This window comes from Pedococcus soli, assembly GCF_054782575.1.
Map to the genome: position 1 here is coordinate 1,284,022 of NZ_BAAGSF010000004.1, position 23,735 is coordinate 1,307,756.

27 protein-coding genes and 2 riboswitches are annotated in these 23,735 nt (G+C 71.1%); of the genes, 11 read left to right on the plus strand and 16 right to left on the minus strand.

What is annotated here, in order from left to right:
• Window positions 1-36 precede the first annotated feature (36 nt).
• Together ACYVKF_RS12185 and ACYVKF_RS12190 are read right to left on the minus strand one after the other, a co-directional pair.
• Complete coding sequence (locus tag ACYVKF_RS12185) at window positions 37-783, minus strand: SDR family NAD(P)-dependent oxidoreductase (protein WP_460966602.1); 747 nt, start codon at window positions 781-783, stop codon at window positions 37-39.
• The gene (locus tag ACYVKF_RS12190) at window positions 780-1,532 is read right to left on the minus strand and encodes a hypothetical protein (RefSeq protein ID WP_460966604.1); all 753 of its coding nucleotides are present in this window, start codon (window positions 1,530-1,532) and stop codon (window positions 780-782) included. The genes ACYVKF_RS12185 and ACYVKF_RS12190 overlap by 4 nt, the downstream gene beginning before the upstream one ends.
• Window positions 1,533-1,620: 88 nt before the next feature.
• On the opposite strand from ACYVKF_RS12190, the gene ACYVKF_RS12195 reads away from it, so the two are divergent.
• The 4 genes from ACYVKF_RS12195 to ACYVKF_RS12210 all read left to right on the plus strand — a co-directional run bounded on the left by ACYVKF_RS12195 (window position 1,621) and on the right by ACYVKF_RS12210 (window position 5,580).
• Complete coding sequence (locus ACYVKF_RS12195; protein ID WP_460966606.1) at window positions 1,621-2,844, plus strand: MFS transporter; 1,224 nt, start codon at window positions 1,621-1,623, stop codon at window positions 2,842-2,844.
• A 44-nt stretch (window positions 2,845-2,888) separates the two neighbouring features.
• Complete coding sequence (locus ACYVKF_RS12200) at window positions 2,889-3,587, plus strand: metal-dependent transcriptional regulator (protein WP_056916474.1); 699 nt, start codon at window positions 2,889-2,891, stop codon at window positions 3,585-3,587.
• 182 nt (window positions 3,588-3,769) lie between these two features.
• A riboswitch (cyclic di-AMP (ydaO/yuaA leader) is annotated at window positions 3,770-3,983 on the plus strand.
• A gap of 2 nt (window positions 3,984-3,985) precedes the next feature.
• The gene (locus tag ACYVKF_RS12205) at window positions 3,986-4,744 is read left to right on the plus strand and encodes a C40 family peptidase (RefSeq protein WP_460966609.1); all 759 of its coding nucleotides are present in this window, start codon (window positions 3,986-3,988) and stop codon (window positions 4,742-4,744) included.
• 158 nt (window positions 4,745-4,902) lie between these two features.
• Window positions 4,903-5,580: a DsbA family oxidoreductase gene (locus tag ACYVKF_RS12210; protein ID WP_460966611.1), complete on the plus strand. Its 678-nt coding sequence runs from the start codon at window positions 4,903-4,905 to the stop codon at window positions 5,578-5,580.
• A 5-nt stretch (window positions 5,581-5,585) separates the two neighbouring features.
• Here ACYVKF_RS12210 and ACYVKF_RS12215 read toward each other — a convergent pair whose 3' ends face one another.
• Window positions 5,586-6,116, minus strand: a complete 531-nt coding sequence (locus ACYVKF_RS12215; protein WP_460966613.1) for an O-acetyl-ADP-ribose deacetylase — start codon at window positions 6,114-6,116, stop codon at window positions 5,586-5,588.
• Between the two features lie 14 nt (window positions 6,117-6,130).
• A complete protein-coding gene (locus ACYVKF_RS12220; protein WP_460966615.1) occupies window positions 6,131-7,228 on the minus strand; it encodes a calcium:cation antiporter in 1,098 nt (365 codons plus the stop codon).
• 90 nt (window positions 7,229-7,318) lie between these two features.
• Here ACYVKF_RS12220 and ACYVKF_RS12225 point away from each other — a divergent pair, with 90 nt between their 5' ends.
• Entirely contained in the window at window positions 7,319-8,197 is an 879-nt protein-coding gene (locus ACYVKF_RS12225; RefSeq protein ID WP_460966617.1) for a DUF1028 domain-containing protein, read from the plus strand.
• Here the strand turns inward: ACYVKF_RS12225 and ACYVKF_RS12230 are convergent.
• Window positions 8,176-8,703: a PLD nuclease N-terminal domain-containing protein gene (locus ACYVKF_RS12230; protein ID WP_082580827.1), complete on the minus strand. Its 528-nt coding sequence runs from the start codon at window positions 8,701-8,703 to the stop codon at window positions 8,176-8,178. The two genes, ACYVKF_RS12225 and ACYVKF_RS12230, sit on opposite strands and share 22 nt — an antisense overlap.
• Before the next feature lie 101 nt (window positions 8,704-8,804).
• Window positions 8,805-10,502 (minus strand): glycoside hydrolase family 13 protein, encoded by a 1,698-nt coding sequence (locus ACYVKF_RS12235; protein WP_460966619.1) that lies wholly within the window; start codon window positions 10,500-10,502, stop codon window positions 8,805-8,807.
• Between the two features lie 131 nt (window positions 10,503-10,633).
• On the opposite strand from ACYVKF_RS12235, the gene ACYVKF_RS12240 reads away from it, so the two are divergent.
• Window positions 10,634-10,840, plus strand: coding sequence for a hypothetical protein (locus ACYVKF_RS12240; RefSeq protein WP_162246857.1), 207 nt, complete (start codon window positions 10,634-10,636; stop codon window positions 10,838-10,840).
• Window positions 10,841-10,850: 10 nt separating this feature from the next.
• Here ACYVKF_RS12240 and ACYVKF_RS12245 read toward each other — a convergent pair whose 3' ends face one another.
• Entirely contained in the window at window positions 10,851-12,167 is a 1,317-nt protein-coding gene (locus ACYVKF_RS12245) for a D-alanyl-D-alanine carboxypeptidase/D-alanyl-D-alanine-endopeptidase (protein WP_460966622.1), read from the minus strand.
• A gap of 165 nt (window positions 12,168-12,332) precedes the next feature.
• On the opposite strand from ACYVKF_RS12245, the gene ACYVKF_RS12250 reads away from it, so the two are divergent.
• Window positions 12,333-12,554, plus strand: coding sequence for a hypothetical protein (locus tag ACYVKF_RS12250; protein WP_056919732.1), 222 nt, complete (start codon window positions 12,333-12,335; stop codon window positions 12,552-12,554).
• Between the two features lie 24 nt (window positions 12,555-12,578).
• On the opposite strand, the gene ACYVKF_RS12255 is transcribed toward ACYVKF_RS12250, so the two are convergent.
• Window positions 12,579-13,445, minus strand: coding sequence for an alpha/beta fold hydrolase (locus ACYVKF_RS12255; protein ID WP_056916483.1), 867 nt, complete (start codon window positions 13,443-13,445; stop codon window positions 12,579-12,581).
• A gap of 97 nt (window positions 13,446-13,542) precedes the next feature.
• Window positions 13,543-14,037: a MarR family winged helix-turn-helix transcriptional regulator gene (locus ACYVKF_RS12260; protein ID WP_460966624.1), complete on the minus strand. Its 495-nt coding sequence runs from the start codon at window positions 14,035-14,037 to the stop codon at window positions 13,543-13,545.
• Window positions 14,038-14,110: 73 nt separating this feature from the next.
• Between ACYVKF_RS12260 and ACYVKF_RS12265 the strand changes: the two genes are divergently transcribed.
• Window positions 14,111-14,296: a hypothetical protein gene (locus tag ACYVKF_RS12265; RefSeq protein WP_460966626.1), complete on the plus strand. Its 186-nt coding sequence runs from the start codon at window positions 14,111-14,113 to the stop codon at window positions 14,294-14,296.
• Window positions 14,297-14,299: 3 nt separating this feature from the next.
• Here the strand turns inward: ACYVKF_RS12265 and ACYVKF_RS12270 are convergent, their stop codons facing one another.
• Complete coding sequence (locus ACYVKF_RS12270) at window positions 14,300-14,548, minus strand: hypothetical protein (protein ID WP_460966628.1); 249 nt, start codon at window positions 14,546-14,548, stop codon at window positions 14,300-14,302.
• A 130-nt stretch (window positions 14,549-14,678) separates the two neighbouring features.
• Window positions 14,679-15,089 (minus strand): ankyrin repeat domain-containing protein, encoded by a 411-nt coding sequence (locus ACYVKF_RS12275; protein ID WP_460966630.1) that lies wholly within the window; start codon window positions 15,087-15,089, stop codon window positions 14,679-14,681.
• 166 nt (window positions 15,090-15,255) lie between these two features.
• On the opposite strand from ACYVKF_RS12275, the gene ACYVKF_RS12280 reads away from it, so the two are divergent.
• Both ACYVKF_RS12280 and ACYVKF_RS12285 read left to right on the plus strand, forming a co-directional pair.
• Entirely contained in the window at window positions 15,256-16,506 is a 1,251-nt protein-coding gene (locus ACYVKF_RS12280; protein WP_460966632.1) for an AGE family epimerase/isomerase, read from the plus strand.
• Window positions 16,507-16,740: 234 nt separating this feature from the next.
• Window positions 16,741-19,899 (plus strand): hypothetical protein, encoded by a 3,159-nt coding sequence (locus tag ACYVKF_RS12285; protein ID WP_460966634.1) that lies wholly within the window; start codon window positions 16,741-16,743, stop codon window positions 19,897-19,899.
• 61 nt (window positions 19,900-19,960) lie between these two features.
• Here ACYVKF_RS12285 and ACYVKF_RS12290 read toward each other — a convergent pair whose 3' ends face one another.
• Window positions 19,961-20,275 (minus strand): DMT family transporter, encoded by a 315-nt coding sequence (locus tag ACYVKF_RS12290; protein ID WP_460966636.1) that lies wholly within the window; start codon window positions 20,273-20,275, stop codon window positions 19,961-19,963.
• 11 nt (window positions 20,276-20,286) lie between these two features.
• Window positions 20,287-20,347, minus strand: a riboswitch (guanidine-III (ykkC-III) riboswitch).
• A 56-nt stretch (window positions 20,348-20,403) separates the two neighbouring features.
• On the opposite strand from ACYVKF_RS12290, the gene ACYVKF_RS12295 reads away from it, so the two are divergent.
• A complete protein-coding gene (locus tag ACYVKF_RS12295) occupies window positions 20,404-20,925 on the plus strand; it encodes a hypothetical protein (protein ID WP_460966638.1) in 522 nt (173 codons plus the stop codon).
• A 72-nt stretch (window positions 20,926-20,997) separates the two neighbouring features.
• Here ACYVKF_RS12295 and ACYVKF_RS12300 read toward each other — a convergent pair whose 3' ends face one another.
• From ACYVKF_RS12300 to ACYVKF_RS12315, 4 genes are all read right to left on the minus strand, one after another.
• The gene (locus tag ACYVKF_RS12300) at window positions 20,998-21,195 is read right to left on the minus strand and encodes a hypothetical protein (protein ID WP_460966640.1); all 198 of its coding nucleotides are present in this window, start codon (window positions 21,193-21,195) and stop codon (window positions 20,998-21,000) included.
• A gap of 99 nt (window positions 21,196-21,294) precedes the next feature.
• On the minus strand, window positions 21,295-21,939 hold the full coding sequence (locus tag ACYVKF_RS12305; RefSeq protein WP_460966642.1) for a hypothetical protein: 645 nt from the start codon (window positions 21,937-21,939) through the stop codon (window positions 21,295-21,297).
• A gap of 314 nt (window positions 21,940-22,253) precedes the next feature.
• Window positions 22,254-22,424 (minus strand): PGPGW domain-containing protein, encoded by a 171-nt coding sequence (locus ACYVKF_RS12310; RefSeq protein ID WP_460966644.1) that lies wholly within the window; start codon window positions 22,422-22,424, stop codon window positions 22,254-22,256.
• A 410-nt stretch (window positions 22,425-22,834) separates the two neighbouring features.
• Window positions 22,835-23,374: a hypothetical protein gene (locus tag ACYVKF_RS12315; protein WP_460966646.1), complete on the minus strand. Its 540-nt coding sequence runs from the start codon at window positions 23,372-23,374 to the stop codon at window positions 22,835-22,837.
• Between the last annotated feature and the right edge of the window lie 361 nt (window positions 23,375-23,735).

The following is a 23,735-nucleotide window of genomic DNA, read 5'->3' on the forward strand; positions in this document are numbered from 1 at the left end:
ACCCGCTTTGCGGAGGGGTGAGGGCGAGACGCGGGGTCAGGGCTCGCGGTGCACCTTGTAGGACGCGGCCTGGGCGCGGGGCTTGATCACCAGCAGGTCGATGTTGACGTGTGCCGGGCGCTGCACCATCCAGACGACCGCCTCGGCCACGTCATCGGCCACGAGCGGCTCGGCGACCCCGGCGTACACCGAGTCGGCCCGCTCCTGGTCCCCGCCGAACCTCGTCAAGGAGAACTCCTCCGTCTTCACCATGCCCGGCGCGATCTCCGTGATCCGCACCGGCTGGTCCACGAGCTCGAGGCGAAGGGTCTCGGTCAGCACGGCGACGGCGTGCTTGGCCGCGGTGTACCCCGACCCGCCCTCGTAGACGGTCCGGCCGGCGATCGAGCCGACGTTGACGATGGTGCCGGCACCCGACGCGACGAGAGCCGGCAGCAGGGCCTGGGTGACCTGCAGGGTCCCGATGACGTTGGACTCGAACATCCCCCGCCAGTCGGCGACGTCGGTGGAGGCGGCAGGCGCCAGGCCCAGGGCACCACCGGCGTTGTTGACGAGGACGTCGAGCCGGTCGCCCACGGCCGCCGCGAGCGCCGCGACGTCGGCCGCGTCCGAGACGTCGCACGTGACGGCGCGGCCGTCGATCTCGGTCGCCAGGGCCTCGATGCGGTCGGCGCGACGGGCCGCGCAGACGACCTCGAAGCCCGCTGCGGCGAGCTGCCGCGCGGTGGCCGCACCGATGCCGCTGCTGGCTCCGGTGACGACGGCGAGGGGTCGGGTGGTCATGAGGTGCCTCCTGCAGGGCTGGCGGGACGGATGGTGGCGGGGTCGATGGCGATCCAGGTGGCCTCGGCCTGCGCGAGGAGGGTGCCGTCGGCGGCATACAGGGCCGTGCCGCTGAGGTGCTTGCGCCCCTCCTCGCCGCGCTGCCACGCCATGACGACGTGGGGTTCACCGGCAACGGGAAGGGTGTCGACGCGGGCGGTCATGGTGCCGAGCACCATCGGCCGCCCCGCGATGCCGGACGCCCAGCCGCCGGGACAGTCCAGCGCGGCCCACACCGTCTCGAGGTCGACGTCGTCGCCGGGCACCCACGCGCAGGCGTAGGTGTCCGAGTCCGCCACCCGTCCGGGCTGCAGCCGCAGTCCGTCCCCACGGGAACGGCCGGTGCCGCAGGAGAAGCAGGTGGGGAACGGGTGGTCGGCCAGCCCCTCGTAGCGTTCGCCGGCCGCCTGCGCGTCCTCGAACGACACCGGACCCGGTATGCCGCGCGGCTCGGGTCCGCGGACGGCCTGCCCCTGCGCCACGAGGTGGTCGCCGTCGAACAGCTCGACGACGGTGGTCGAGCCGTCCGGACCGCCGGGGACCGTGCGCGTCGCCATCTCCCGGTCCAGCGGCGGCGGGGTCCGCAGGCGCACGGAGACCGTAGGGAGCTCCGGGGAGGTGGGGACCCGTCCGGCGAGGTGACCGCTGACCCAGCCGCCGTTGCCCGACTCGGGAGGGCCGCAGAACCGCGCCGGCACGAGGAAAGCCATGGCCCGAACCTACTGTGCGCCCCGTGGGGTGCGCCGGGGGCACCGACCCATGGAGCCGCAGACGCGGGCACGGGTGAGAATGGGCGGGATGTCACGACCCGAGGCCACCACCGATCCGACCGTCAGCCTGCGCAGCATCGCGGTGCCGGCCTACGGGCCGACGGTCATCGCGGCGATCGGTGCGGGGGCGATCGTGCCGATCGTGGCCCTCAGCGCCCTCGACCTGGGGGCGTCCCAGTCGGTCGCCGCGCTCACCGCGGGGCTCGGGCTGGTCGCGGAGCTCTTCTTCGCCGTGCCGGCGGGGGCACTCGTGAACCGCGTGGGGGAGCGCCGGGCCCTGCTCTGGGCCAGTGCCGTCGACGCCGTGGCAGCCTTCGTCGCGCTGACGGCCCCCTCACTGGCCGTCCTGATGGCCACCGTCTTCGCGATGGGCTTCACCTCGTCGGTCTTCCTCGTCGCACGTCAGGCCTACCTCATCGACGCGGTGCCGGCCTCGATGCGGGCGCGCGCCATGTCGACCCTGGGCGGGGTCAACCGGATCGGCATGTTCATCGGCCCGTTCGTCGGCGCACCGATCATCCACGCCTGGGGGCCGCGGGCCGGGTTCGCCGTCGCGGTGGCTGCCGGTCTCGCCGCCGCGGCCCTGGTGCAGTTCGGCCCGGACCTGACGGCCGCCCACGAGGCCCAGGCCAAGGAGGAGTCGCGCGACCGGACGCCGGTCAGCACCGCCACGGTGCTGTGGGACCACCGGCGCACCTACCTCACCCTCGGGCTGGGGATCATGGTCATCGGTGCGGCCCGGTCCTCCCGGGTGGTCCTGCTCCCCCTGTGGGCCGAGTACGTCGGGCTCTCGGCGAGCACCACGGCCATCATCTTCGGGATCGTCGCCGGCGTGGAGATGCTCCTGTTCTACCCCGCCGGCTCGGTGATGGACCGGTTCGGCCGCATCTGGGTGGCGGTGCCCTGCGTCGTGCTGCTGGGGATCGGGATGCTCGCCCTCCCGCTCACCCACAGCGCGGTGGCGGTGACCCTGGTCGCCCTCGTCGCGGCCGTCGGCAACGGGATGGGGTCGGGCATCGTCATGACCCTCGGCGCCGACAGCGCCCCCGAGTGGGGCCGGTCGCAGTTCCTCGGAGGCTGGCGGTTCATGTCGGTGATCGGTGGGAGCGGCGCCCCGGCCCTGATCAGCCTCGTCACCGCCGAGGCCGGGCTGGCCGCCGCCTGTATCTCCCTTGGCGGGCTGGCGCTCCTCGGCACGGGATGGCTGGGGTACTGGGTACCGCGCTTCGACCCCTCTCGCCGCCGCGGCTGAGCAGGGCGGCCCCGGCTGACGCCTCCAGATGAGAGGCTTGCCCTGTGACGGACCTGATCGACACCACCGAGATGTACCTCAAGACGATCTTCGAGCTCGAGGAAGAGGGCATCGTCCCCCTGCGTGCCCGCATCGCCGAGCGGCTCGGGCACTCCGGTCCGACCGTGTCCCAGACCGTCGCCCGCATGGAGCGCGACGGGCTGCTCAGCCTCGGGGGTGACCGTCACCTCGAGCTGTCCGACCACGGTCGCCTGCTCGCCACCCGCGTGATGCGCAAGCACCGCCTGGCCGAGCGACTCCTCGTCGACGTGATCGGCCTGGAGTGGGAGTACGTCCACGACGAGGCGTGCCGCTGGGAGCACGTGATGTCGGAGCGGGTGGAGCGCAAGATCCTCGCGATGCTCAAGGACCACCACGACTCGCCCTACGGCAACCCCATCCCCGGACTCGACGAGCTCGGGGAGGAGGAGCCCATGGAGGGTTTCCGCACCGGCCTGCAGACGCTCACCGAGCTCGCGGGAGAGCACCCCGAGGTCGTCCTGGTGCGCCGCATCGGCGAGCCCGTGCAGGTCGACCACGAGGCGCTGGCCCTGCTCACCGTGGCCCGGTTGCTGCCCGGGGAGCGGGTGCGCGTCCACCGTGCCGACGGCCGCGTGGTCGCCGTCCGGGAGGATGCTCCGGACTCCACCGCGGTGTCCCTGCCGGACGACGTCGCGCAGCACGTCTTCGGCGCGCTCATCTGAGCCATCCGTGGTAGCCCTGCGAGGGTGCTGAGCACGAACTCCAGCCGCGCCCTCACGGACCGATGCACGTTTCGACCGCTTTCTTGGGGTTTTCTTGACCCGCCGTGACCCGAACGTGACATTCCCAGAGGCCTTGTGTACGGTGGCCGAGGTCTCTTCGCCCCCCGGAGAGGCTGGCCCGATGTGGAAACGCCTAGTCCTGTCACCACGCCCGGGTCCACCAGCAACACCGCTTGGCAGGAGCGGGGGACCCAATTTCGGGCCGTCTCCGGACGGTCCTTGGGGTGAAGTCCTCGTGTGAGCGCCCGCAAGGTCGGGTGGCAAACCGCGAGGGCCGGGTGATCTACCTCCACCCGAACCCGACAGCTCACCTCGTAGGCGCTGGAGGTTCAACCATCGTGGCTTCACACAGCTCTGGTCGCCATCGCGCGCCCGGTCGTTTCAATCCCGTCTCCGAGCTCGCTGACATCGCCGCCAAGGCCGCTCAGCCCGCCGTGAAGACATCCGCCGTGATCGCCGCCTCCGGTGGCCTCGTGGCGTCCTTCGCCCTCCCCGCCTCCGCAGCCCCGGCTGCCGAGCCCTCGACCCGGACGGCCGCCACCACCGCCGCCCCCGTGGCCGTGAAGGCTCCCGAGGCCGCTGCGCCCCAGGCCGCGGACGCGTTCGGCGTGATCGGCTTCAGCGCCACCGCCAAGCCGAAGCCCAAGCCGAAGCCGAAGCCCAAGGCCCGCCCCGTGGTCGTGCCGGCCGCCCAGACGCGTGCCCCCGCCGCGGCGAGCCGCTCGACTGAGCGCTCCACCGTCCCGGCCGCACCGTCCGGTCCCGCCGTCGGTGGCGTCCTCGGCATCGCCGCGCAGTACGCCGGCATCATGTACGTCTACGGCGGCACCACCCCCGCCGGCTTCGACTGCTCCGGCTACACCGCCTACGTCTTCCGCCAGCTCGGCATCAACCTGCCGCGCACGGCCGAGGCCCAGCGCCAGGCCACCACCCCCGTGTCCAACCCGCAGCCGGGCGACCTCGTGTTCTTCGGCTCGCCGGCCTACCACGTGGGCATCTACGCCGGGAACGGCAAGATGTGGGACAGCCCCCGCACCGGCAAGGCCGTCGCCCTGCGCGACATCTGGTCCTCCAGCGTGACCTACGGTCGCCCCTGAGCCTGCGCGCTCCCCGAGGCTGACCTCCGGCTCCACGAAGGCCCCCACCGCACCGCGGTGGGGGCCTTCGTCGTGCGCCCACCGGTATGCCGGGTGCCTGATGTGGGGTGCCGCCCGCCCGTGTGACGCCGCGCAGGGCGTCGTGTGAGGATGGAGCGATGAACGCAGTGGAGATCGACGTCTGGGCCGACGTGGTCTGCCCGTGGTGCTACCTCGGCAAGCGGCGCCTCGAGCTGGCCATCGCCGAGAGCGCCCACCCGGCAGAGGTCACGGTGACCTACCACGCCTTCGAGCTCGACCCCAGCACGCCGAAGGGCACGGGTGACACCGTCCTGGCGTGGTTGGCCGGGCGGTACGGCACGGACCTCGACGGCGCCCGCGAGATGGCCGAGCGGCCGGCGACGATGGGCCGCCCCGACGGCATCGACATCGAGGTCGACAAGCAGCTGCGGTCCAACTCCTTCGACGCGCACCGACTCGTCGCTCTCGGGCTGGCCCAGGGTGGACCGGCGCTGCAGGGTGCGGTCCTGGAGCGGATGTTCAACGCGCACTTCACCGAGGGCAAGGCCATCGACGACGTCGAGACCCTGCAGCGGCTCGGTGCCGAGGCCGGGCTGGACGGGCGACGCGTGTCGGCGGTGCTGGCCGGCGACGAGTACACCGACGAGGTCCGTGGCGACGAGGAGGCGGCCCGCGAGCTCGGGATCACCGGGGTGCCGTTCTACATGGGCAACCACAAGGTGGGCCTGTCGGGGGTGCACACCGTGGAGATCCTCGGTCGGCTCATCGAGGCCGCTGCGGCCGATGACGACGAACAGGCCACGGCCGACGCCTGAGCCGGTCAGCCCAGCTGGGCCTCGAACGCGGCCAGCAGCCGGTCGCTGAACAGCACGAACCGGACGAGGTCGATCTCCGGCGCTGCGCCGGACCGGGTGGCCAGGTCCGCGCGCACCGCTGTCACGGCGATGCGCGCCACCTCGTCGGCGTCCCAGCCGTAGACGCCCGCGCTGACGGCAGGGAAGGCCACCGACCGCGCGCCGACCTTGCGGGCGACGGCGAGGCTGCGCGTGAAGCACGAGGCCAGCAGGGCGGGGTCGGTCTGGCCGCGGTGCCTGTTCGGACCGACCGTGTGGATGACCCACCGCGCCGGCAGGTCGCCGGCGCCCGTGGCCACCGCGTCGCCGACCTCGAGGCCGTCGCGGTGGGTGGTGTCCCGGAGCCTGCGGCACTCCTCGAGCAACCGGGGTCCGGCTACGGCGTGGATGGCACCGTCGACACCGCCACCCCCGAGCAGGGCCGAGTTGGCCGCGTTGACGATCGCGTCGACCTGCTCGCGGGTGATGTCGCCCCGGACCGCTTCGATGCGCGTCATACCTCCACGCGTCCTCAGGGGTTGACGGCGAGGAAGACGAACGCCGCGAGCAGGACGATGTGCACCCCACCCTGCAGGCGCGTCGCGCGGCCGGGCACGACGGTGAGCACGCTGACCAGGACGGTCAGGCCGAGCAGGACCATCTGCACCGGGCCGAGCCCGAGCAGCAGCGGGCCGTCGAGCCAGATGGAGGCGATGGCGATCGCCGGGATGGTCAGGCCGATGCTGGCCATCGCCGAACCCAGCGCGAGGTTGAGGCTGATCTGGATCCGGTTGCGCTGGGCGGCCCGCACGGCGGCCAGCGTCTCGGGGAGCAGCACGAGCAGGGCGATGACGACACCGACGAACGACTGCGGGAAGCCTGCCGCGGCCACGGCCGACTCGATGGCCGGCGACTCGACCTTGGCGAGGCCGACGACCGCGACGAGGGAGGCGAGCAGGAGGCCGAGGGAGAGGTAGGTCTGCCTGGTGCTCGGGGGGTTGGCGTGCTCGTCGTTGAGGGGTTCGCCCTGCTTGCCGACGGGGAGGAAGAAGTCGCGGTGCCGCACGGTCTGGGTGGTGACGAACATGCCGTAGAGGACCAGCGAGATGACCGCGGCGAAGGCGAGCTGGCCGGGCGTGAACTCCGGTCCCGGCTCGCCCGTGGTGAACGTCGGGACGACCATGGTGAGGATGGCCAGCGTCGTCACGGTGGCCAGCGCGGCGCCGGTGCCCTCGGCGTTGAACGAGATGAGCTTGTACCGGCGCGCGCCGACGAACAGCGACAGCCCGACGATCCCGTTGCAGGTGATCATCACCGCCGCGAACACCGTGTCCCGGGCCAGCGTCGAGGTCTCCTTGCCGCCGGAGATCATCAGCGTGACGATCAGCGCCACCTCGATGATGGTGACGGCGACGGCGAGGACGAGGGAGCCGAAGGGTTCACCGACGCGGTGGGCGACGACCTCGGCGTGGTGCACCGCGGCCAGCACCGCGGCGGCGAGCGCGGCGGCGATGACGATGACGGGCAGGGTGCCGAGATCGCGACCCCAGGTGAGGGCCAGGGCAATGAGTGCCACGACGGGAGAGAGGGTGGTCCAGGTGAGCATGGGGTTGGTCGTTCGCGCGGCCATGCTCCATTGTCCCAGAGATTTCGAACCCCCACCGCACCGTCCACGCCCGTCCGCCGCGCCGTCCTCTCCGGTAGCGCCTAGCGTCGACCCATGACGTTCTCCATCGCTGGTCAGGTCGGTGACGCGTTCGGGGTCGCCGTCGCGAGCAAGTTCCCGTTCGTCGGGGCGGTGGTTCCTGCCGCCCGGCTCGGGGTGGGAGCCGTCGCGACGCAGGCGATGGCGCGTGTCTCCTACCGCGACACCGCCCTCGAAGCACTGGCTGGTGGAGCCGATGCGCACGGTGCGGTTGCCGCGTGCACGCAGCCCGATGACGGCCGGGAACACCGGCAGCTGGGCGTCGTCGGCGTCGACTCGCAGGCGACGTTCACCGGCAGTGAGTGCATGGACTGGGCGGGTGGCGTCAGTGGGCGCGAGGCCACCGGCGGGTACGCCATCCAGGGAAACATCCTCACCGGTCGCGACGTCGTCGAGGCGATGGAACATGCCTGGCTCGCCTCGTCGGGCGGTTCGCTGACCGACCGACTGCTCGCCGCCCTGCTCGCCGGGGATGCGGCCGGGGGCGACTCCCGTGGTCGTCAGGGAGCGGCGCTGTATGCGGTGGCACCGGGTGCGGGGTACGACGGCTGCGGGGTCCTCGCCGACGTCCGGGTCGACGACCACCCGCAGGCACCGCCGGAGCTGGCGCGGCTGCTGGTCGTCAACGACCTGCTCTTCGGCACGGCCGAGGAGGTACTGCCGCTCACCGGCGCGTTGGCGGAGGAGGTCGGGAGCCGTCTGGCCGCGCTGGGGCACCCGGTCGTGGACACCGGCGGGGACGGTGCCGTCGGCCGGGCGTTGGAGTCCTGGGCCTCGGAGGCGAACTACGAGATGAGGATGAGCCCCGACGGCATAGACACCAAGGTGCTCGCGGCGCTCCGTGCGGAGACGGCCGACCTGCGCCGGGAAGGTCAGGCCGGCCCTCCGGGCTGACCGTCCTGGGGAGCCGTGCCGTTCTGGCCGGCGCGGCCGGGGTCGAGGGGGTCGACCTGGCCGGGCTGCGCGTACGGGTTCGGCTCCGTCGGCTTGAGGCGGCGGCGCTCGTGGGCCTCCCGGATCTCCTGGCGCTCGCGCTCCTCCCGCTGCTCGCGGGCCAGTCGCTGCAGCCTCGCCTCCTGGCGCTGCGCCTCGGCGCGCTCGCGCACCTGCTTGAGGAACGCCTCGTCGGCCTCGGGGTCGGTCGCCACGAACCGCCCGGGGCGGTCGTACTCGGAGTACCCCGTGTTGCCCTTGTAGGGCATCCCGCGGGGCGCTGACTGGGGCTTGCCCGCCACGAGCCAGGCGACCGCACCGACGACCGACGTGATCAGCACGATCATGATCCAGCTCGCCTTGCCGAGGTTCCGCATCCGGTGCTCGTCGGTCATGATCACGTCGAGCAGGCAGTAGATCCACAGGGCTGTACCCAGGACCCCCAAGCCGAGCTCTGCGCGAATCACGCCGCGATGGTGCCACGCCCGCACCGGATCCGTCCCGGAAATCCCCGGACCGCGCCCTTGCCGGATCACGCAACACCTACCCGCTCCGGGCAGGCGAGCGGTCAGCGACGCAGGACGCGGGCCTCCCAGGCGCGCAGGGGCGCAGTGACCGAGCTCGGCTCACCGACGTTGCCGAGCAGCAGCGTCGAACCGGCCCAGCCGTCGAGGTCGTCGAGCACGTCGAGGGCGAGCTCGTCGCCGGAGAAGTTGGCGACGACGAGCAGCTCGACGCCCTCGTGCGAGCGGGTGAACGCGTAGAGCGTCGGGTGGTCGGCGGCGAGCATCTGGAAGTCGCCGTGGCCGACAGCCGGCTCGGTGTGCCGCAGCTCGATCACCCGGCGGTAGTGGTGGAACACCGAGTCGTCGTCGGCGACCTCGGCCTCGGCGTTGATCTCCACGTAGTTGGGGTTGGCCCTGAACCACGGTGTGCCGGTGGTGAACCCGCCGTGGTCGGTGCCGTCCCACTGCATCGGGGAGCGCGCGTTGTCGCGGCTGCCGATCCTCAGGTTGTCCAGCACGCTGGCGGCGTCCGAACCCGACTCGACGGCCATCCGGTAGTAGTTCACCGACTCGATGTCGAGGAAGTCCTCCGACGACGCGAACGGCACGTTCGTCATACCGAGCTCTTCACCCTGGTAGACGTAGGGCGTCCCGCGGTGCAGGTGCAGGACCGTGCCGAGCAGCTTCGCGGATGCGACGCGGTGCTCGGGCGCGTCGGAGCCGAACCGCGACACGGCGCGCGGCTGGTCGTGGTTGTTCCAGTAGAGGGAGTTCCAGCCGGTCTCGGCGAGCCCCTCCTGCCAGCGGCCGAGCGACGTCTTGAGCTCGCGCAGGTCGAGGGTGCGGCGGTCCCACTTGTGGTCGCCGTGGTCGAGACCGACGTGCTCGAACTGGAACACCATGTCGACCTCGTGCCGCTCCGGGTCGGTGTAGAGGACGGCGTCGTCCACCGTCACGCCGGGCATCTCGCCGACGGTGAGCAGCTTCTCCGCGCGCCCCTCGAAGACCGACGCGTGCATCTCCTGGAGGAACTCGTGGATGCGGGGCCCGTTCAGGAAGTGCGGCGTCCCGTCGCCGAGCCCGGGGCTGCCGGGGATCGGCTCGCCGTCGGGCAGGGACGTGACCTTGGAGATCATGTTGATGACGTCCATGCGGAACCCGTCGACGCCGCGGTCCAGCCACCAGCGCATCATCGAGTAGACGGCTTCGCGGACCTCGGGGTTCTCCCAGTTGAGGTCGGGCTGCTTGCGGCTGAACAGGTGCAGGTAGTACTCCCCGCTGACCTCGTCGAGCTCCCAGGCCGGACCGCTGAAGAACGACTCCCAGTTGTTCGGGGCGGTCAGGGACCCGTCCGCGGACTCACCGGGGGAGCGCCACCAGTACCAGTCCCGCTTGGGGTTGTCGGTGCTCGAGCGCGACTCCACGAACCACGGGTGCTCGTCGGAGGTGTGGTTCACCACGAGGTCCATGACGATGCGTATGCCGCGCGCGTGCGCCTGCGCGATCAGCTCGTCCACGTCCGCGAGCGTCCCGAAGGTCGGGTCGATGTCCTGGTAGTCGGCGATGTCGTAGCCGTTGTCGTCCTGCGGGCTGGTGTAGATCGGCGACAGCCAGAGCACGTCGATGCCCAGGGTGTGCAGGTAGTCGAGGCGGTCGATGATGCCGCGGACGTCGCCGATGCCGTCGCCGTTGCTGTCCTGGAAGCTGCGGGGGTAGATCTGGTAGACGACGGCGTCACGGAACCCCGGGGCTTCGGTCATGGGCAGCAGTCTGGTCGCCGTTGCGTGGTGCGGCAAAGCTATTGCACGGAGGTGTCGGATGCCGGATCATCACGAGTGACCCACTCGTACCCACTGGGGGGCGGCGGGCTCGGATCGGACGGGTGTTCCTCGTGTTCTTCACAGTCGTGCTCGGCGGGATCTTCGCGATCGGGGCGGTCGCTGTCGTCGTCGGCCTCGTGGTGGCAGTGGTGGCGCGGTCGCGAGACCACCGCACCAGGGACGAGCGTCGCGCGGACGAGCACGGCGATCTCGCGCCGGGTTCGGCCAGGGTCACGCCCGGCTACGGCGCCAACCAGATCGGCGGCATGGGGCACTGACCCCGAGGGCTCAGTAGCAGCCGGTCACCGTGGCGGCGAGCATGTCCAGGCCCTGCTTGAGCGCCAGCGTCGAGCTCTTGCCGTTCACCACGAACGCGAACGTCTTCACCTGGCCGTCGGCGCCGAGGGTCCAGCCCGACAGGGCCACGGCGTCGCTGAGCGTGCCTGTCTTGGCGTGCACCCGTCCGACCGCGCACCTCGACTCGGCCGTCGTGAACCGCCCCATCGACGAGCTGAGGGTCCCGCTCCGGCCGGCGATGGGCAGGCCCGCGTCGGAGCGCAGCAGTGCCAACCGGGTGGCGTTGCCGGGCTCGAAGGCGTTGGCCACGATCCGGGCCAGCTGCAGCCCGCTCAACCGCCCGCTGCGGGACAGGCCGGAGCCGTCGTAGAGAGCGGTCGCGGACAGCCCCTCCTTGCCGAGCAGGGCCGACTGGGCGTTCCGCGCCGCCGTCCACGTGTTGCCGTACCCCGTCGCGATGGCGACGAGCCGGTGCAGTGCCTCGGCGTCCTCGTTGTCCGAGTCGAGCAGCATGGGCCCGACGATCTCCCCGACGGTCTGGCCGGCCGAGGTCGCGATGACGGGGGCGTCGACGGCAGCCCGCCCGCGCCCGATCTTCGTGGCGGTCACGCCGTTGGCCTCGAGCTGGGCGGCGAACAGCTTCGCCGCGTCGATGGTCGTGTCGGAGTTCTGCCGTCCGTCGACCACGAGGGCACGCAGCCAGGTCGTGTCGTCGGGGATGTAGGAGGACTTCCACCCCGTCGCGATGGTGGGGGCGGGGAAGAGGGAGTCGTCGGCATACAGGCGGACCGTGGTCCGGCCGGCGGACCTGAGCGTCGCAGCGGTGGTCCGGGCCAGGGCCGCGAGCTGGCCGGAGCTGAACGCCGGGTCCCCGGAGCCGATGAGGATGACCTGGTCCGACCACGGTCCACGCTTGACGCTGGTGACGAACCGGTACGAGGAGCCGAAGACGCGCAGCGCGTCGGTCGCGGTGACGAGCTTGGTGGTGGAGGCCGGCATCAGGGCGGTGGTGCCGTTCCTGCTCCACACGACACGACCGCTCGCGGCGTCGACGACGGCGCCCGTGAACGACGACCCGAACCGTGCGGTCGTCGCCCGGACGTCCAGCTTCGCCTTCATCCGGTGCTCGGCGGGACGGAAGACGACGGTCGGCCGGGTCGGGTCGGGCGAGATGGGCACCGCGTGGGCGGGGGAGAGCGCGAGGCCGGAGACCACGGCGCTCGCGAGCGCTCCGGAGGCAAGCACCCGCGTCAGCCGCGTGCGGCGGGGCGGGGACGTGCGGGTGGAGCTCGTCAGGGATGGGGTCATGAGCGTCCTCCGGGGGCGTGGCGCGGTCTCCGTGGCGGAAGGGGCGCCTGTGACGTGGGAGGACGGTAGCGGCGGGGAGGGCGGGACCGGGGCGATGTCGGCGAGGTCTGACCGGACGGACGATCCCCCTGCGCGCGCCACAGGTGCGGGCCGCACACTGGTGGGGTGAGATCAGCCTGGCAGTTCAGCGCCATCTGCTACGGCGTCTTCATGGTGGTCTGGTACGCCCAGCGCGTCCGTCGCTGGCGCCCACGGGGGTATGCCGACGCCCCCCTGAGGTGGAAGGTCGCCAACTTCCACCTCATGTCCTACGGCGTGCTCGACGCGATCGTCATCGTCGGGTTCCTCGTCAGCCTGTTCAACGCGACGTTCCTGGCCAACGTCTGACCCTTCCTCCGTGGGCGCGTCGCGTCAGGCGTCGAGCACCTCGCGGAGCTTCGCGGCGAAGGCCTCCGGCTGGCCGCCGTACCCGTGCTCCCCGCCCATGAACCCACCGTGGTGGCTCGGGAAGACGACGACCTCCTGACCGAGCGCGGTGGCCAGCGCCTCGGTGGACCGCGCCGTGATCGTGCCGGCCGACTCGACCCCTGCCGCCAGCACCAGCCGCACGGGAGTGGCGCGCAGGACCTCGAGGTCGGGGCGGTAGGCGGTGATCGCATCGGAGACCCCGGACAGCAACGGGTCGTCCCGCCTTCCGTCGTCCTCGGAGGACATCCCGAACTGGGCGGGGTCGGGGAGGGGCTGGGCGGCATACGCCGGGGTGAACTCGCCCGACCACGAGGTGAGGCCGATGAACGCGGCCATGCCGGCGCCCTGGCCGCGCTGGTGGTAGGCGTCGTGGACTGCTCGTTCCGCGGCGAAGGCGGCGTCGGCGTCAGGGAGGACCGCCAGCAGCGGCGGCTCGTGGGCGACGACGGTCGTGACGTCCTCGGGGTGCGCGGTGACGAGGGCAAGGGCGCTCACGGCCCCGCCGCTGCTGGCGAACATCTCGACGGGACCGGCGCCGAGGTCGGTGATGACGGCGTGGTGGTCGGCGGCGTTCTGCTCCGGGGTCTGCACCAGCGAGCCGTCGGTGCGCTCGCTGCGGCCGAGGCCGCGGACGTCGTAGGTGACGACGGTGCGGTCGCCGAGCAGCGACGCCAGCGTCGTGAAGCCCTCGGCTCCCATCGGGGCGCCGACGAGGAACAACGGCGGGCGGCCGTCCGCGGTCGGGAGCGGGCCGTGGACGTCGTAGGCGAGGGTGACGTCAGGGGTCTTCAGGTGGCGGGTGGTGGGCATCTCGGGGCTCCGGTTCCTGGGTGGCAGGGGTGGCGCGTGCGGGCACCGCCCGGCGGTGGCTGCAGTGGAGACCGTCGCGCCCGCGAGAACTCATCGGTCAGGCAGACCCCTCGCGGTCGACGGCGTCGATCAGGCGGGTGAGGCCGTCGCGGAGGTCCTCGACCTCGGGCAGGCCCATGCCGAGGCGCGCCATGATCGCCGGCGGGATGCGCTCGGCCTGGCGCCGGGCCCGGCGGCCCTTCGTCGTCAGGGTGATCGCCAGGGCGCGGTCGTCCCGCGGGTCGCGGCCACGCGCCACCATGCCGTTCGCCTCGAGCCGCTTGAGCAGTGGCGAGAGGGTGGCCGGCTCGAGGCTGAGCCGCGCCGCGAGGTCGGACACCTTGAGGGGCGACTGCTCCCACAGGGCCAGCATCACGAGGTACTGGGGGTGGGTGAGGCCCATGGGTTCGAGCAGCGGCCGGTAGAGCCCGATGACGTTGCGCGACGCAACCGCGAGGGCGAAGCAGACCTGCCGGTCGAGCGCGAGCAGGTCTGGTGCGCCGCCAATTTCGGGGGCCGCGGAGGTCGGGTCGGTACGAGGGGAGCGGGACACGATTTCATCCTATGCATATGCGGGCTTACAGTTAGGTATCAAATCATTCGTGTACTAACTATTAGGCGGACGCATGGCTGGCAGGGGCAGGAACGAAGGCCTCTCGGTGGGCTACCGGATCGCGTACGGCGTGAAGTACGTCGGGTGGCACCTCTTCGGTCCCGCGCAGCTGACGGAGGCCGCCGACCCGCACATGCGCCTCAAGCGCGCGCGTGCGGCGAAGGTCGAGGCTGCTCGCGCGGCTCGGCGCGACGCCTGAGCGTCAGTCCCGGGGGGTCGACCCGGTCACCCTGGCACGGTAGAGGTCGTCCACCTTGGCGCCGATCCGGACCAGCCCGACGCCGAGCAGCGTCCAGCCCAGCAGCACGAGGAGGGCCGCGGCCGCAGGGTAGAACCGTGAGTCCTCCGAGCGCGTGACGAGGTGCACGAACAGGCCCGCCGGGATGGCGACGAAGGCGCCACCGATGAGCTCGGCTGACGAGCGTCGGGCGAGCTGGATGTCGGTGCTCATGGATCCCCCCGGGTCGGCGTCGCACGGCGAGCGTCGCGCGAGAGCGGCGAGGTTACCGGCGCGAGGCCTCGGGTGCGCCCCGAATGCGCCCCGAATGTGCCCCGAATGTGCTCGGAACACCCGAGCGCGGTCAGCTGGCTCGGCTGCTCGTGAGGTCGACGAAGTACTGGGCCACGTCGTAGTTCGCGATCCGCAGGGCCCCGATCCGTGGAGAGGTGCCGTGGTTGTTCTCGGCGTCCGGGTCGGCGCCGGCCGCGAGCAGGGCGAGGATGGTCTCTCCTCGACCCCGTGAGGAGGACATGGCCCGCCACAGCGGGGTGTTGCCCCACTGGTCGCGCGCCTCGAGGGCGGCCCCTGCCGCGACGAGCTCGGGCACCACGTCCGCCTGCTGGTTCTGGGCGGCGAGGTGCAGGGGGGTGTACCCGCCGGTGTCGGCGAGCGTCACGTCATACCCCTGCGACAGCAGCTGGCGCACCAGGGCCAGGTCGCCGTCCGCAGCCGCGTAGTGGAGGTCGGTGCGACCCTCACGGTCCAGTTCCATGCCCCGTATGGTGCCCAAGGCCGGCTCCGCACGTGGTGGGTTTCGAGCGTTCTCAGCCGGTCGGAGGAGGTAACAGGACTCCTCGGTGGGAGTGAAGTCGGACCCGGTGCCTGAATCAGTGGAGAATCGATGGAGCGAGCCCTGCTGCCACCTCTTGAAAGGCGCCATGACTGACATCAGACGGACCCCCGAGACCACCACCCGCTGGGCCGAACGCCCGGCGCACCGGCTCTGGGTGCAGGAGCGGTTCGCGCGGATGATCGAGTTCGTCGGCCCGAGCGTCCTGCCCGGCGGTGGGTTCGCCTACCTCGGGGGTGACGGATCCCCGATGCCGGGGCGCGAGCCGTCGCTGCTGCTCACCGCCCGCATGACCCACGTGGCCGGCCTGGCTTCGGTGCTCGGCATCCCCGGCTCCGAGCGTCTGCTGGCCCACGGGCTGGCGTCACTGGAAGGCGCCTTCAGTGACGAGGCGCACGGCGGCTGGTTCGGGACGCTGGAGCGGACCGGGCGCAAGACGGCATACGAGCACGTCCACGTCGTCCTGGCGGCGGCGTCGGCGCTGGCCGCGCAGGCCCAGGGGGCCGCGTCCGTCGGTGACCCACAGGCCCTGGCGCGCGAGGTGACGCGAGTCGTCGAGGAGAAGTTCTGGCGTGAGGACGAGGGTGCGCTGTGCGAGTCGTGGTCGGCGACGTGGGACGACCCCGAGGAGTACCGCGGGGCGAACGCCAACATGCACGCGGTCGAGGCGTTCCTCGCGATCGGTGACGCGCTCGATGAGGACGTCTGGCACGAACGGGCGCTGCGGATCTGTGAGCGCATCGTGAACCAGCACGCACGTGGTCGCGACTGGCTGCTCCCCGAGCACTACGACGCGCAGTGGCAGGAGCTGCCGGACTACAACATCGACAACCCCAACGACCCGTTCCGCCCGTATGGCGCGACGTACGGCCACCTGCTCGAGTGGGCTCGCCTGCTGTGCGGCCTGCACGCCTCACCGCGCGTGCAGGCCGGTCCCTGGGTGCTGGAGGCAGCCGAGGCGTTGGCGCGGAAGGCGTTGTCCGCGTGGGGAGTCGACGGCCGTGAGGGGCTGGTCTACACGGTCGACTGGAACTCCGAGCCGGTCTCCGACGTCCGGCTGCACTGGCCGATCTGCGAGGGCATCCAGGCGACCGCGCTGCTCGGCGGGCTGACCGGTGACGACGAGTGGGAGCAGTGGTACCGCCGGCTGTGGGACCACGCGGCGGCGTACTTCGTCGACACCACAGGCAGCTGGATCAACGAGCTCGACGAGGACATGAACGAGGGTTTCGTGGTGTGGCCGGGACGTCCCGACGTCTACCACGCGACCGGTGCCTACATGGCTCCGCTGCTCCCCGCCTGGCCCTTCATGACGGTGGCCGCCGCCCGGCTGGGCTGACGCACGTCGCGCGCCGGTCCACGCAACCGGCCGCAAACCTCACTCTATTGACGGAGACGCCCGCTGCCCCGCCTGCGGGACACTGGCAGGCGCATGTCGGACCGTCGAAGCGGGGATGCCATGGCCGAGGAGCAGGGTTCGGGCGAGGGAGAGGCACGCCGTCCGCCTCGACCACGGGACCGTGGCCAGGGCAGGACCGGTCCGGCGCCGTCACCCTCGAGCAGCTCCTCGAGCATGCCCGCGCTGGACCCGACCCAGATGGTCGAACGCGACTGGCTGCACGTCGGTCGACCCGGCAAGGCCCTCGAGGACCGCGCCATCGAGGTGGAGATCCGCACAGCGCGCAAGGTCTGGGCCGTCGTCGCGGCGTTCACCCTGGTCCTCCTGCTGCTCAGCCTGCTCCGCGCGACCGGAGTCCTCCCGCTCGGGGAGGTGCGCCTCGCCGAGGGCGAGTCACGCGTGCCGGTGGAGGACGGCGACAGTGCGTGGCCCCGGGCCATGCTCGCCCTCCTCCTGCTGCAGGTGGCGACCCAGTTCGTCCTGGTCCTGCTGGTCGTCGAGCACCGCTACACCGCCGGGAGCACACGGGTCGGGGCCCGCAGGGTCGTGGAGAAGCCATCCGCGAAGCATCCGTCGTTCAGCTCGTCGGTGCGAACCCTGCGCGGCTGGGTCCGCGCGACCCCGGCGCCGCCCCGGATCAAGGTCCTGCGCCTGGTCCTCTTCGTCCTGGTGGGTGCCGCGGTGGGGATCGACTGGGCCCGGTTGTCGTGGTGGCACACCGTCCTCATCGGTGCGGTCGCGGAGGTCATGGCCGCCGCGGCATACCTGCTCACCGTCCGTGGGCTCGCGGACCGGCGCCGGGAGCTGCCCGGGACCGGGGGAGGTGCGCCACCGGCCGGAGCCCCACCCACCGGGACCACCGCCGTGGTCGACACCCGAGACGCCGGGCCGCTCGCGATCGGTGCCTCCGGCGGTGGCATCCGCGCGACGGCGTTCGCCCTCGGGGGGATGCACGCGCTGCAGGACCACGCCAAGGAGCTCGGCCTCGACCGGGTCGAGGACGAGCCGGCGATCTTTGCCGTCAGCGGTGGCAGCTACATGGGCGCTGCGCTGGCCCTGCGGCGCCGCTTCGCCGGGGACGGCTCGCCGGTGCCGCCGATCCCGTGGACGCAGAGCTACCGGCCGAACTCGTCGGAGATCGAGCGGCTGCGTCGACACACCCGCTACCTGTTCGAGCCAGTGGCGCGATGGCGGGACGGGTTGGTCAGCCTCGTGCTCGGCGCATCGGTCAACGTCATCGTCGTCGGCCTGACGCTGCTGTTCGCGACGTTGGTCAGTGCGACCCTTGCCGTGACGGTGGGTTTCGTTGCAGCCCATCGGGTTGCACGAGTGGTGGACAACACGCCAGTCGTGCTGGTGGACGGGCTGCAGCTGGCTCCCTCGTGGGGCACCGGGCAGTGGCTGGGCCTGCTCAGCGTGCCCATCGCCTGCCTCGTCGTGGTGGTCGGGCTGACCGTGTGGGACTGGAGGGGGACGGCGGTCTTCGACGACACGGATCCCGACCAGCCGCAACGCGATGAGACCATCGCGACGCGAGACAAGGTGGCGCGCTGGCGTCCCCTCGTCCTCGGGGTGGCCGCGGTCTGGCTGGCTGTCGTCGCGGGGCTGCCGGCCGCCCTGGTGGGGGTGACGACCCTGACCACGAGCGACAAACCGACCACCCTCGGCGCGGCGGCACTGAGCGGGCTGGGGTTCGGGACCCGCAGCATCTGCGAGGAAGCGGCATCGCAGAACATCGCCAAGGCCGTCAGCAAGGTCAGCCTCGAGGCCCGGATCAGTCCAGACGAGGCACGCAGTGTCGATGCCGGCGCGTGCGGGTACGAGACCGAGGTGACCCGGACGCTGGTCACCAAGGGCGACAAGGACCCCGCCAACGACGTGCTGCTGAAAGGGGATGACCAGGCGGCGCGGGACCTGGCCGGCGCCACCCGCGTCTCGGTCCAGATCGGTGGCATCTCGGGGCTGTTCCTCGCGGTCATCGGGCTGCTCCGGCGAGGCCCGTCACCCGAGGCGGCGGCCGAGGCGAATGTGATGGCGCGGGTCAAGCGGTACCTGCTGACCTGGCTGCCGCTCGCGATCGTGGGACTGGTCGCCGTGTACCTCCAGCTGTTGTGGATGTTCCACTACCTGATCGAGCTCAAGGGTCCCTTCACGCCGACGTTCGTGGCGTGGAGCGCGCTGCTCGTCGCTGTGGCGTGCTTGCTCGCCTACCTCGTCGACGCCAACGCGACCTCGATGCACGGCTTCTACCGGGCGCGGCTGGCGGACGCGTTCTGCGTGGGGATCGACGCGACCACGGGCCGTGCCGTCGAGCTTCCACCTGCACAGGTATACCGCTACTCCGACCTCGACGGCATCGGGCTCAACATCGTCGCGACGCTCAACTCCAAGGCCCCGAACGAGGCGCCGACGATGCGCGGCGGGTTCCCGGTCGTGTTCGGACCACAGGGGATCCGTGTCTTCCGGGAGGAGGGCACCACGGTGACGGTCCCGATGCGGGAGTACGAGGACTTCGCCGGCGCCGGTCGCACGTCCGTGATGGCGTCGGTCGCGATCAGCGGCGCCGCCATCTCGCCACTGATGGGGCGCTTCGGCATCCAGATGGCGCCGTACCGGTTGCTGCTGACCCTGTTCAACCTCCGCGTCGGCACGTGGGTGCGCAACCCGCTCCACACCCACACCCCGGTCCTGGAGCGGCCGAAGGGCTGGCTGTGGCTCACGAGCAAGCCCGGTCTGACGAAGATCGCCGTGGAGGCCGCGGGGCGGCTGTCGGCAGACGACCGGTGGATCTACCTCAGCGACGGTGGGCACCTGGACAACACAGGGCTGGTCGAGTGCGTGCGCCAGCACGTCACCTCGGGTGGTGATGCGGCCCGGCGGATCCTCATCTTCGACGCGAGCAACGACCCGCCGCAGTCGTGGTCCGCCGTCGGCGACGCCATCGCCGTCGTCCGGGCCGACCTCGACATCGACCTCCAGCGGCAGATGATCGAGGACGAGCCGCCGTGGTTGCGCTGCTACCGCGACCCCCGCGGCCTCGAGGTGGTGGTGGTGAAGTCCGTCCGCGTCGAGCCGCCAGCCGCGGGGGCGACCGGCGTCGACTGGAACGCCGCGCTCCCGCCGAACGTGCAGTCGTTCCAGATCAACAACAAGGACTTCCCCCGAGCGCCGACAGCGCGGCAGAAGTTCGGCGACCTCGAGTTCGAGGCCTACCGCGGCCTCGGGTATGCCGCGACCGTCACCTCGCTGCGCATGTGCCACTGGATCCCCGGAGCACCGCGGCGGTCCACCGCGCGGCCGAGGCCACAGCCGCACATCGCCGGGCTGCCCTGACGGGTTCCGTCACCGGGGTGACCGTTGACCACGAACAGTGGAGTCACCCCGGTGAGCAAGGTCAGTGGGCGAGCTTGAGCCCGACCACGCCGGCGACGATCAGGCCCAGGCACACCAGCCGTGCCGCGGTCGCCGGCTCTTCGAGCGCGACGATGCCGTAGACGGCGGTGCCCACCGCGCCGATGCCCACCCACACGGCATACGCCGTGCCGACCGGCAGGGTGCGCAGCGCGAAACCGAGCCCTGCCATCGAGGCGACCAGGGCAACCGCGAAGATCGCGTTGGGGAGAGGGCGCGTCAGCGTGCGTGACTCGGCCAGGGCAGAGGCCCAGACGGTCTCGAGGACCCCTGAGACGACGAGTGCGATCCAGGACATGACACACCTCCGGGGCACCGTCGTGTCCGACCGGGTACGGCGCGCTCGTCCGGAGCCTTGCTGAGGCTTGCCCAGATTCTACAGGCCGACCTCTGGTCGCCGGCTCCGCAGGTTCCTAGGCTGACCTCATGGCACCCGGGAGGGCCTTGCAGCACCGAGTCGCGGCGGTGGACGTCGCCGAGGACGTCGTCGTGCGGCAGTACCGGTACCTCCTCACGACGGCGTCGGTCGACGCACTCCAGGGGATCCACGTCGAGGTGATGGGGAGCCTGTCCGTGGCCGACCGGGCGAGGGTGCTGGGGGCGTTGCTCGACGCGTTCGCGACAGGTCGTCACGTGGACGCCACCGAGACGGACAAGGTCGCCCACCTCGTCGCCGTCGGCGCCCATCGTGCACCGCTGGCGTGGTTGGACAGCCTGGGCCGCACGTTCGCCCGGCGGCTGGCTGCGGGGGTGCTCGACACCGAGGCGTCGTTCGGGCGTTTCAACGGGTATGCCGCGTGGGACGGCGAGTCGCCCGAACCTGTGGAGGATCCCGGGCCGAACGACGGGTTCGACCCCCGTGGGGTGGGGGATGCCAGCACGGCTCGCTACCGCACGCGCGTCAACAGGGACCCGCGGATCTACCTGTATGGCGCCACCGGAGTCTGACTCCAGCTGGCCCGCAAGGCTTGTCCGGCGGTAGGTCGGGCTCGGCAGGCGGGCTCGGCGGGGCTCAGCCGCCTACAGGGCGCCGTGGGTGGGGTCGAAGTGCTCACCCTGTCGTTGGCGCGCGGCCTTGGCCGCCCAGTCCTGCCAATCGTCCTCGGTCGGTTGGTAGCGCCGGCGCCGGACGATGGCCGAGATCACGATCAGGACCCCGAGCATGATCAGGAAGGGAAGCAGGATCCAGAACGCGACGGTCCAGAACATCGTCATCACCGCTTGCGGAGTAGGGATGATCGAGCTTCCAGTCTCCCGCGGCTGCGACCCTGGCGACAAGGGACAGATCGGACCACCTGAGGGCGCGAACGAGGACGGTCAGGCCTCGCGCCGCGACTCTCGTTCGTCGTGCGCCACCTGGCGACGGAGCTCTCCGTCCGGATCGAGCCACCGCAGGGCGCGCCGTTGGATGAAGAGGCCCAGGGCGATCGAGGCGGCCAGGGTCGCGAGGTTGAGGAGCCACCGCAGGAAGTCGCTGTCAATGTTCGGCGAGATCGTTCGGTAGACGAGGTACGCAGCCATCACGAGGACGACCCAGGCCACCATCGCGAGGTACCGGGCGAAGAGGAAGCCGCGGACCGACAGCCGCGCCGGGCGAGACCTGGGTTCCTCGCCCAGGCTCAAGAACGCGATGTTCGACGGCACGTCGTCCATGTTGATCCAGGGCCTCGGATCCACTCCGTGCTCCATCGCCCTGCGGATGAGGTGACCGGTGGCTGCTCGTCGCCGATCCCCGGGCTCGTGGACCGTGCCGGAGGCGTGCTCGTTGCGGTCGACGGGTTCGCCCGCGGCTCGGCGCTTCTCGATGTCGTCCCGGATCGACTCCAGCAAGGCCGTGAACTCGCGCTCGTTGTCGAAAGCGGCGACGACGACGTGCCGCCGCTCGTGTCGCGCCGGGTCGTACCGGTAGTGCCGGACGACGAACCGCCGGATGCTGTCGTCCTCCGCATCGACCCTGGCCACCTGGGCAGCCTAGGCCCACGGACGTCTCGGGCGGGGGTCGTCAGTGGCGCACGCCAGAGACCCCTCGCTCTGTTGTGGTCCGGTGGCGCCGGAAGGCGAGGACCGGGCACCGATGCGGTGGCGGAACGGCGGCACCGGTGGCACTGCGGAAACGTGGTGGTGCCCTCGGGCAGATTCGAACTGCCGACACCCGCTTTAGGAGCGAGCCCAGGGGTGGACAGGATCGCGGACTCCATTGCGCTGCAACGGTTCCTGCCCTTCTTTATGCCGGGTGGTTCTGGCTGTTCCGGACCCTGTGGGTACCTCTCAGGTACCTAGGCGGCAGGCTTGCGGTTTCCGGCTGCCGTTGTGGCACGGACGAGGAGTGCCGCCACGAGAAGCAGGACTCCAGGCACAAGGAGCAGCATGCCCGGCCCGGGCAGTGGAATCAGGATCAGGCCAAGGATGGTGAGGGTCACTCCTGCGGCGGCAAGCAGCTTCAGCACGCGTTTCAGTATGCCGTGCATCGACCCGAGCCGGATGTGCTTCCGGGTAACGGAGCCGAGCGTAGGTTTGTCGCGTGGGCATCATGGGCTGGCTGGGGCGACTCTGGCTCTTCCGTGCGTTTAGGCGGACAGAGGGTTGGGCTGACATCCCCCCTCCCACGGTTCCACCCACGGCGCCGCCCGTCTTCACAGACGCTCCCCGGGACCCGGGCGGTCACACGAAGCCACCGACCCGATAGCGGAGCAGGGGAGCCGGCCGGAGTGGTCGGGTCAGGGGTGGCCGCAGGCCATCACGTAGTGACGCGTAGCGCCCTTGATGCGACCCGGAGGCTGGCGGAGAGTGGAGCGCAGGGTCGGCGGCAGGTGACTTGGCGTCAGGCAAGTGGCACAGCCGTGTGTGGGTTGCGCCATCAGCCATGGACGCCCAGTTCCTGGCGCATTGCGTTCTGGGTGCCAACTAGTGCCAGCTGCACGATGCCCGGGTCAGCGTCTTGGTCGAGGATGCCGGCAACATCTTCGCGCGTGAGGGCTCGCGCCAACGAGCCAATGTGCTCGCGGACGTTGGGGCTGGCAAGCAAAGTTGCCTGCCAACGAAGCGAGGCGTACTGCTGCTCGAGACTAGCCATGCCCACGGTCGAATCAGCTGCTGTGCTGTCGGCGGAGGTCGGCCAGCCCTCCTTGGCGGCCAGGTTGTCGCCTAGGGTCGTCTCGCTCCTCGCGTGGTGTGCGAGTGCAACGGCGATGAATCGCCCGTACACATCGCGGCGAGCTTCCCAGAGGCGGCGTTCATGGTCTGCAGCCAACTGGCGGTCAAGGTTGGCGCTGGTGTTGACCAGGGTTCTAATGGCGCTCCGATTCTGCAGAAGCGTGCTTGCCAAAACGCCGAGGATGGTTCCGACCATCGCAATGGCACTCCCGACGACAACCGGCTCTCGCAGGACCTGGGGCATGCAGGCACCGTAGTCGGGGCGGAGGATGATTCCGACGGGGACCCATGGCGGGGTGCCGTCCTTCCTGTGGGCGCGGGGTGCGGTGGGGTGCGCGTAGGGCGCGAAGCGCCCGGAGCGCAGGGCCCCATCGCGGGGCCCCGCGTCTCGCGGCGAAGCCGCGCTTGAGCCAGTAAGGAAAGTTCTCACGAACCGCCACGACAGCACGCCACGACAGCACGCCACGACAGCACCAACCAAGGGCGCAGTCCGGCGTGGCATGAGACGACGGCTTCATGAGGTTCTGCCGATATTCGTCGTTTGGGAGGGTTCGGGGCCATTGACGGCGCAGTCCTCGTTAGAGTCGCGGCGAGTCCCATAAGGA